At 72.0% G+C, this 8,489-nt stretch carries 8 protein-coding genes and 1 pseudogene; 3 read left to right on the top strand and 6 right to left on the bottom strand.

Features of this window, described 5'->3' with window-relative positions:
- Nucleotides 1–403: pseudogene (locus NWP10_RS09200) on the bottom strand (hypothetical protein); the annotation flags it as partial.
- Nucleotides 404–587: 184 nt separating this feature from the next.
- Between NWP10_RS09200 and NWP10_RS09195 the strand changes: the two are divergent.
- From NWP10_RS09195 to NWP10_RS09185, 3 genes are all read left to right on the top strand, one after another.
- Complete coding sequence (locus NWP10_RS09195; RefSeq protein WP_258300689.1) at nt 588–1,493, top strand: formyltetrahydrofolate deformylase; 906 nt, start codon at nt 588–590, stop codon at nt 1,491–1,493.
- Nucleotides 1,494–1,554: 61 nt separating this feature from the next.
- The gene (locus NWP10_RS09190; RefSeq protein WP_258300688.1) at nt 1,555–2,076 is read left to right on the top strand and encodes a gamma carbonic anhydrase family protein; all 522 of its coding nucleotides are present in this window, start codon (nt 1,555–1,557) and stop codon (nt 2,074–2,076) included.
- A 24-nt stretch (nt 2,077–2,100) separates the two neighbouring features.
- Entirely contained in the window at nt 2,101–3,105 is a 1,005-nt protein-coding gene (locus tag NWP10_RS09185; RefSeq protein ID WP_258300687.1) for an NAD(P)-dependent oxidoreductase, read from the top strand.
- A gap of 27 nt (nt 3,106–3,132) precedes the next feature.
- Here NWP10_RS09185 and NWP10_RS09180 read toward each other — a convergent pair whose 3' ends face one another.
- The 5 genes from NWP10_RS09180 to NWP10_RS09160 form a co-directional block, all read right to left on the bottom strand.
- Nucleotides 3,133–4,428, bottom strand: a complete 1,296-nt coding sequence (locus NWP10_RS09180) for an ABC transporter ATP-binding protein (RefSeq protein WP_017488844.1) — start codon at nt 4,426–4,428, stop codon at nt 3,133–3,135.
- A gap of 37 nt (nt 4,429–4,465) precedes the next feature.
- A complete protein-coding gene (locus NWP10_RS09175) occupies nt 4,466–5,383 on the bottom strand; it encodes a carbohydrate ABC transporter permease (RefSeq protein WP_375162480.1) in 918 nt (305 codons plus the stop codon).
- On the bottom strand, nt 5,380–6,351 hold the full coding sequence (locus NWP10_RS09170) for a carbohydrate ABC transporter permease (RefSeq protein WP_258300686.1): 972 nt from the start codon (nt 6,349–6,351) through the stop codon (nt 5,380–5,382). The genes NWP10_RS09175 and NWP10_RS09170 overlap by 4 nt, the downstream gene beginning before the upstream one ends.
- The gene (locus tag NWP10_RS09165) at nt 6,348–7,652 is read right to left on the bottom strand and encodes an extracellular solute-binding protein (RefSeq protein ID WP_017488847.1); all 1,305 of its coding nucleotides are present in this window, start codon (nt 7,650–7,652) and stop codon (nt 6,348–6,350) included. Before NWP10_RS09165 ends, NWP10_RS09170 begins: the two co-directional genes overlap by 4 nt.
- 87 nt (nt 7,653–7,739) lie before the next feature.
- Nucleotides 7,740–8,489 (bottom strand): ATP-dependent helicase C-terminal domain-containing protein (locus tag NWP10_RS09160; protein WP_309137717.1); only part of this gene is annotated, 750 nt, incomplete at its 5' end.

The following is an 8,489-nucleotide window of genomic DNA, read 5'->3' as shown; positions in this document are numbered from 1 at the left end:
CGTCCTGCTGGTCCACCGTCACGCCGGCGCCGGCGGCCACGCCGTCGGCGGGCAGGGACTCGGCGTCCGCGTCGGCGGCCGCAGCGGCGACCGGGGCGACGTCGTCGAGCTGGGAGAGCCGGGTCGTGCCGGCAGCCGCGCCGGCCGGGGCGGTGTCGTCGTCGCCCGTGGACGCGACGGTGTGGGGGCGGTCGTCGGCGTCGTGGGTCTCCTCGAGTGCGTCCTCGTGCGAGGCCCCCACGCCCGCGGCGGTCGGTGTCACGCGGCGGCGCTCCAGCTGCGCCTCCGCCGCCTCGGCCTCCGCGGCCCGACGGCGACGCGAGGCCACCACCGAGAGGATGATCAGGATCAGCAGGACCACGATGATCGCGCCGATGATCCAGTAGAGGGTGGACTCTCCCATGGGGTGCTCCTCGGTCGTCTGGGGCGACCGGCCTTCCCGGGCGCCTCGTCTCGCCCTCCCGCGCCGCCGCACGACGGGCGGGGGGACGTGGAGACGAGGATGCCACACGCCCCGGCGCCACGACCATGGATCAGGCCCGTCATCCTGCGGATCTGCGCGGGTCCGACCCCCTACGATCGACGCCATGGACACGGCGACCCTCTCCCCCAGCCCGACCCCCGCCTCCGGCGCCGAGCACGCCCACGTGCTCACGCTCGCCTGCACCAACCGGATGGGCATCGTGCACGCCGTCTCCGGCGCCCTCCTGCAGGTCGGCGCGGACATCACGGAGTCCCAGCAGTACGACTCCCCCGAGTCCGGGGACTTCTTCATGCGCGTCGAGTTCGTCACGCCCGCCCGCCGCGAGGAGGTCGCCGCGGCCCTCGAGCCCGTGCGCGAGGAGTTCGGCATGCGGATGGGCCTCTGGGACGCCGGGCACCGCATGCGCACCCTCGTGATGTGCTCCAAGGACGGGCACACCCTCAACGACCTGCTCTTCCAGCAGCGCGCCGGGACCCTGCCCGTCGAGATCCCCGTGGTGGTCTCCAACCACCTCGAGCTGCAGTCGCTGGCCTCCTTCTACGGCGTCCCGTTCATCCACGTGCCCGTCTCCGCGGACCCGGAGAGCCGGGACTCCAAGGCCGCCGCCGAGGACCGGCTGCGGGGCCTGATCGCGGAGTACGACATCGAGCTCGTGGTCCTGGCCCGCTACATGCAGATCCTCTCGGACGAGCTGTGCCGGGACCTGGCCGGGATGGCCATCAACATCCACCACTCGTTCCTGCCCTCGTTCAAGGGCGCCCGCCCCTACCACCAGGCCCACGAGCGCGGCGTGAAGCTGATCGGCGCCACCGCCCACTACGTGACCGCCGACCTGGACGAGGGCCCGATCATCGCGCAGTCCGTGCAGCCGGTGACCCACGCGCAGACCGCGGCCGACTTCGTGGCCCGCGGCCGCGACGTCGAGGGCTCCACCCTGGTGCAGGCCGTCCGCTGGCACGCCCAGCACCGCGTGCTCGCCGACGGGCGCCGGACCGTGGTGTTCAGCTGAGCCGACGACGGCGCCCCGCCGCGCCCTGACCGCGCGCGTCCCCGCGGCCTAGGCTGGGCCCATGGCCCACATCATCACCGTCGCGGGCGCCGGCCCGCGCATCCACGAGTCCGCCTTCCTCGCCCCGACCGCCGCGATCACCGGCGACGTCGAGATGGCCGAGCGCTCCTCCGCGTTCTACGGGGTCTCCGTCCGCGGCGACTCCGCGCCCATCCGCGTGGGCGAGCGCACCAACCTCCAGGACAACGTGGTGCTCCACGCGGACAAGGGCTTCCCGTGCACCCTGGGTGCCGGCGTCTCCGTGGGCCACTCCGCCGTGGTGCACGGCGCCACCGTGGAGGACGACTGCCTGATCGGCATGTCCGCGACCGTCATGAACGGGGCCGTGATCGGCGCCGGCTCCCTCGTGGCCGCCGGCGCCCTGGTGCTCGAGGGGACGCAGGTCCCGGCCGGCTCGCTCGTGGCGGGCGTGCCAGCGAAGGTCCGCCGCCCCCTCACGGACGAGGAGCGGGAGGGCCTGAAGAAGAACGCGGCCACCTACCTGCGGCTCTCCGCCGCGCACCGGGACGCCGTCACCGGCTGAACCGGGTGCGGAGGATGTGGGACGGTGGGCACCATGCCCACCTCTTCCGCTCTCCCCCGCACCCGACCCGACGACGCCTCCGAGCGCCTGCTCGTCCTCCCCGCAGCCGAGGACCTCGCCGGCACCCCCTACGCCCACGCCCGTCAGCTGGCCGAGCAGGCCGTGGCCGACGTCGGCGGCGCCGCCGTGACCCAGGGCGACGCCTCCGCCACTGCCCTGCTGATGGTCCGCCCGATCCCGGTCGACGCGCTCGCCGCGGCCCTGGCCGCCCACCCCCATGTGAGCTGGGTGCAGCTCCCGTTCGCCGGGATCGAGCCGTTCGTCCCCCTTGTGCGCAGCCACCCGGACATCGTGTGGACGTCCGCCAAGGGCACCTACGCGCCGCCGGTGGCCGAACACGCGCTGCTGCTCACCCTGGCCCTGCTGCGGGACCTGCCCGCGCGCGTCCGCGCCACCACGTGGGGCCCCTCCTCCGGCCGCACCCTGAACGGCCTGAACGTCGTGGTCGTGGGTGGCGGCGGGATCGCCCAGGAGTACATCCGCCTGCTGAAGACCTGGGACGTGCACGTCACCGCGGTCCGCCGACGCGCGGGCGAGGTCCCCGGCGCGGACCGCACCGTCACGACCGACCGCCTCGACGAGGTCCTGCCCGGTGCGCAGGTCGTGATGATCGCCGCGGCCGCCACGGACGAGACCCGCGGCCTGTTCGACGCCGACCGCCTCGCCCTCCTGGACGAGGACGCCGTGCTCGTGAACATCGCCCGCGGGACGCTGGTGGACACGGACGCCGTCGTCCGGGCGCTCGCGGCGGGCCGGCTGCACGGCTACGGCACGGACGTCACCGACCCCGAGCCGCTCCCGGACGGCCACCCGCTCTGGACCGAGGAGCGCGCCCTCATCACGCCGCACACGGCGGACACCCCGGAGATGTGCGTCCCGCTGCTTCACGCGCGCGTTGAGCGGAACCTGCGGGCCCGCGCGGCCGGGACGGACCTGGAGGGCCTGGTGGACGCCGAGGGCGGGTACTGACCCGCCCCCGGCGTCCGCGTCGCCGGCTCAGCGGCGGGTGTCGGCGGCCTCGCGGTCGGCGGCGGCGTCGCGCTCGGCGGCCACCTCGATCTGACGACGGCGCTCCTCGGCGGCCCGGCGGGTCAGCTCGGCGCCGGCCTCCGGGTCGCGGGTGAGGTTCTCACCGGTCTTCGGGTCGAACAGGTGCACGCGCGTGGTGTCCACCCACAGGCGGGTCGGCGTGCCCGGGCGGGCCCGGGACTCCCCCGAGAGGGTGGCGACGACGACGGGCCGCAGCTCGTCCGCGTCCAGGTCCTTCGCCAGGGAGGAGAGCATCTCGGCCACCTCCGGGTCCGGCTCGAACTCGATGTAGCCGTACTGCTCGTGGCCGAGCCACTCCAGGTGCGTCAGGGTCGCCTCGAACGTGGACCCCTGGCCCAGGCGGTGGTCCTCCACGAGGTCCGCGTCCTCGAAGAACTCGGGGCGCAGCCCAAGGAACACGACGTCGCGGCCCTCGGCGGCACGCGCCTTCTCGGCGGGCACGGGGATCTCGCCGATCGGCGAGGACAGCACGTGGCCGCCGTCCTTCTCCTTGAGGGAGGCTGGCAGGAAGTTCATCGACGGGGAGCCGATGAAGCCGGCCACGAAGAGGTTCAGCGGCTGCTCGTAGAGCTCGCGGGGGCTGGCCACCTGCTGCAGCTCGCCCTTCTTGAGCACGGCCACGCGGTCGCCGAGGGTCATGGCCTCGGTCTGGTCGTGGGTCACGTACACGGACGTGGTGCCCAGGCGGCGCTGCAGCTGCGAGATCTCGGCGCGCATCTGGCCGCGCAGCTTGGCGTCCAGGTTGGACAGCGGCTCGTCGAACAGGAATGCGTCGGCCTCGCGGACGATCGCGCGTCCCATGGCCACGCGCTGGCGCTGGCCGCCGGAGAGGTTGCCGGGCTTGCGCTCGAGGTGGTCGTTCAGCTCGAGCACCCGGGCGGCGTCGCGCACCTTGCGGTCGATCTCCTCGTCCGAAGGCTTGCCGTCCTTGATCAGGCGCAGCGGGAACGCGATGTTCTCGTACACCGTCAGGTGCGGGTACAGCGCGTAGTTCTGGAACACCATGGCGAGGTTGCGGTCCTTGGGCGCCGCCTCGTTGACGCGCCGCCCGTCGATCAGCATCTCGCCGTCGGAAATGTCCTCGAGGCCCACGATCATGCGCAGCAGCGTGGACTTGCCGGAGCCGGAGGGGCCCACGAGGATGACGAACTCGCCGTCCTCGATCTCGAGGTTGACGTCCTTGATGGCGTGGAAGCCGTCGTCGTAGGTCTTGTCGATGTGGTTCAGGGTGATGGAGGCCATCGGTGGGGGTCCTTTCAGGAGGTCTCGTGCGGGGGCCTCAGCCCTTGACCGCGCCGTTGGTCAGGCCGGCCACGATCTGGCGCTGGAACAGCAGCACCAGGACCACGATCGGGATGGTGACGATGATGGCCGCCGCCGAGATCGCGCCGGTGGGCGACTCGAACTGCGAGGCGCCCGTGAAGAACGCCAGCGCCGCCGGCACGGTGCGCGCCGTCTCGGTGGAGGTCAGCGAGATGCCGAACACGAAGTCGTTCCAGGCGATGAAGAAGGCGATGATCGCCGTCGTGAAGACGCCAGGGGCGGCCAGCGGGACGATCACCTTGCGGAACGCCTCCAGGGGCGTGGCCCCGTCCACCTGCGCGGCCTGGTCGAGCTCCCACGGGATCTGGCGGAAGAACGCGGCCAGGGTCCAGATGGAGATCGGCAGGGTCAGGGACAGGTAGGGGATGATCAGGCCGATCCACGTGTCGTACAGCCCGAGGGTGCGCCACATGTTGAACAGCGGCGTCACCAGGGAGATGACGGGGAACATCGAGACCATCAGGGACACCGTGAGCACGAGCCGCTTGCCCGGGAAGTCCAGGCGGGCGATCGCGTAGGCGCACAGTGTGGCCAGGATGACGGCGATGATCGTGGCGATCACGGTGATGCCGATCGAGTTGCGCAGCGCCGTGAGGAATAGCTCGCGTGAGCCGCCCACGAAGATCTCCTCGTAGTTCACGGTGGACCACTGGGTGGGCAGCAACTTGCCGTTGGCGAGGTCGGCGGGCGTCTTGAAGCTGGTCGCGAAGATCGAGAACAGCGGGAAGAGGCACCAGACGCCGATCACGACGGTGAGGATCCACCACAGTGCGGTGGCCTTCCCGGTGCCGCGACGGTGGGGCGCGCGGCCCTCGGGTCCGCGGCCTTCGGGGGCGCGGCCCTCGGGGGCGGGAGCGGATGCGGCGGTGCTCACTTGGAACCTCCTCGGTCGGCCAGGTCCACCTTGAAGCCCTTGACGGCGATGACCGCCATGAGGGCCACGCACAGGAACAGGATCACGGAGACCGCCGAACCCATGCCGATCTCGAGCCGGCCGATGGACGTGCGGTAGGCCAGCAGCGAGAGGACCTCGGTGCCGTAGGCGCCGTTGGTCATGATGTAGATGGAGTCGAAGATGCGGAACGCGTCCATCGCGCGGAACAGGACGGCCACCATGATCGAGGCCTTCATGTTCGGCAGGATGACCAGCTTCATCCGCTGCCACCACGAGGCGCCGTCGACGGCGGCGGCCTCCGTGAGGTCACCCGGCACCTGGGCCAGACCGGCCAGCAGGAGCAGGGAGATGAACGGCGTGGTCTTCCAGATCTCCGAGAGCATGATCACGAACAGGGACGTGGAGCCCTGCGCGAACCAGTTCAGGTCCGCGCTGATCCCCGGCACCCAGTCGAACCAGGCGTTGATGTAGCCGGACTCGATGGAGAACATGTAGAACCACGCGAACGCGGAGACCACGGTGATGATGCCGTAGGGCACCAGGATCATGGTGCGGATCAGACCACGGGTGTGCTTGATGGCGTGGTGCATGGCCAGGGCCAGCAGGAAGCCGAGGATGAGCTCGACCACCACGGTCACCACGGTGATCAGCAGGGTCACCCCGAGGTCCTTCCAGAACACGGGGTCCGAGAGGATCACGCCGTAGTTGCCCAGGCCCACGAATTCGCGGTCGCCCGGGGCGGTGAGCCGGTACTTGAACAGCGAGTCGTAGAGGGCCTGCAGGATCGGGTACAGGACCACGAACAGCATCACGAAGAACGCGGGGCCGGCCAGGAGCCAGCCGAGACGCGCCTCGGATTTCGCGCGCTGGGACTTCGCCCGGCGGGGGCGGCGACCCTCGGCGGCGCGCGGGGTGGATGCGGCGGGTGCGGTGTCGACGTGGCTCACAGCAGACGCTCCCCTCTCAGGACTTCCTGGATGAAGTCGTCGGTCTCGGCGGGGGTGGACTCGGAGACGCCCGACGGCGGCGCGTAGCGCTGCTGGATCGCGGTGGAGACCTCGTTGTAGTACGGGGTCTGCGGCCGCGGGGCGCCGAGCTCGAGGGACTCCCGGATGGTGTCCGCCATGGGGAACTTCTCGGCGACCTCGGGGGCGTCGTAGGCCGCCGGGTCGGCGGGCGGGTTGCCGTTCTCCACGAAGTACTGGCTCTGATGCTCGGTGGTGGTGATGCAGGAGATCGCGTCCCACGCGAGGTCCTGGTGCTCGGACTTCGCGCCCACGCCCAGGTTGATGCCGCCCACGGGCGGCGCGGCGTCCTTGTCCTCGACGGTGCGGGGGTAGACGGCCCAGCCGATGTCCTCGGGCAGGTCCTTCGGCAGCGAACCCTCCTCCACGGAGCCGAGGGTGGCCGGCCAGACGAACGGCCAGTTGACCATGAACGAGCCGTTCTTGCCCTGGAAGAGCAGCATGGAGGCGTTCTCGTCCTGGGTCGGCAGGCCGGCGCTTCCGAGGCCCTCCTTGCCGATCGTGGAGATGATCCGCGCGGCCGTGCGGCCGGCCTCGGAGTCGAGGTTCGTGGTGACCTCGTCCGTGGACGCCTCGGCGTTGGGGATGATCTGCTCCCCGCCGCCCTCGATGAGCGCGTTGAGCCACACGGTCATGGACTCGGCACGGGCGCCTTGGACGCCCAGGTCCTTGTCCTGGCTGCGGGCGACCTCGATCAGCTGGTCCCACGTGACGGGCTGGGACATGTCCAGCCCCGCGGCCTCGGCGACCGACTTGCGGTACCAGAGCAGCTGCGTGTTGGCCCAGAACGGGACCGTGACGAGCTCGTCCTTCCAGCTGGCGGCCGCGAGGGCGCCCTCGAGGGCGTTGTCCTTCGCGTAGGCCTGCATCTCCTCCGGCACGGGGGCCAGGAAGCCGGGCTCGGCGAGCTCGGGGACGAACGGCGGGTCGAGGGACATGATGTCCATCGACGTGTCGCCCGCGGCGAGGCGGCGGGTCAGCTGCTCGCGCTGGGAGGCGGCGTCCGTCGGGAGCATGGACGTCTCGATTCGGTACCGGCCGTTCGCGGCGTCGGTGCACTGGGCGGCGATCTTCGCCTGCCCGCCGTCATCGGGGTTGGTGTACCAGGTCAGGGTGGGCGTCTGCTCGGCCGGGGCACACCCAGCCAGGATGAGGGCGCCCGCAGCGACGGCGCCGGCCAGCGTGGCCCGGCGTCGTTGACGTGCCCGCGTGTCGTGTCTCACAAGTGGAACCTCATTCGATGCGAGTCGGATGTGACGGCCATCATCACGCATCGGAGCGATTCCCGCACCCTTCGCGGGCCCCTTTTCTCAGCGGACGCGGCGGTTCGTCCGGGCGGTCGGCTCCGCGGCGGCGGGATCCTCGGGCCACGGGTGCTTGGGGTACCGCCCACGGTTCTCGGCACGGACCTGCCCGTAGGGGCCGGCCCAGAAGGACGGCAGGTCGGCGGTCACGGCCAGCGGGCGACCTGCCGGGGAGAGCAGGTGCAGGACCACCGGCTCACGACCGTCCGCCACAGCGGGGGTCACACGCGCCCCGAAGAACTCCTGCAGCTTGGCGGCGACCACGGGCGGGGTGTCATCGTGGACGGCCGGATAGTCCACGACGACGCCGCGCCCGCTCGGCACGGGCAGGCGCTCGGGGGCGAGCTCGTCCAGCCGGCCCGCCTCCGGCCAGGGCAGGGCGCCGCGCAGCAACGCCTCGGCGTCCAGGCGCGCGAGGGGCCGTCCCGCGGCCAGGTCGGCGGCGAGCCCGTCGACCAGCGCGTCCAGGCCGGGCAGCGCCGTGTCCAAGAGGTCCGGCCACGGGGCGCCGAGGACGCGGTGGAGCAGGTGCACCCGGCGGCGCAGGTGTTCGGCCCGGCCGCTCGGGTCGAACCGGGCGAGGCCGTCGGCGGCGAGCGCGTCGCGCACGGCCTGCGCGGCGGCGTCGGGGGCGACGGGTGCCGGCGTCTCCGCCAGCACGAGTGCGCCCAGCCGGTCCACGCGGCGGCCGGTGAGCCGGTCCCCGCGCCAGTCGGCGGTGTCCTCAGTTCGCCGCAGGCCCGCGCCGGCGAGTTC

The sequence above is a fragment of the Micrococcus sp. HG099 genome, assembly GCF_024723355.1.
Lineage (GTDB): Bacteria > Actinomycetota > Actinomycetes > Actinomycetales > Micrococcaceae > Micrococcus > Micrococcus endophyticus.
This window is presented reverse-complemented; position numbering and strand designations above follow the sequence as displayed.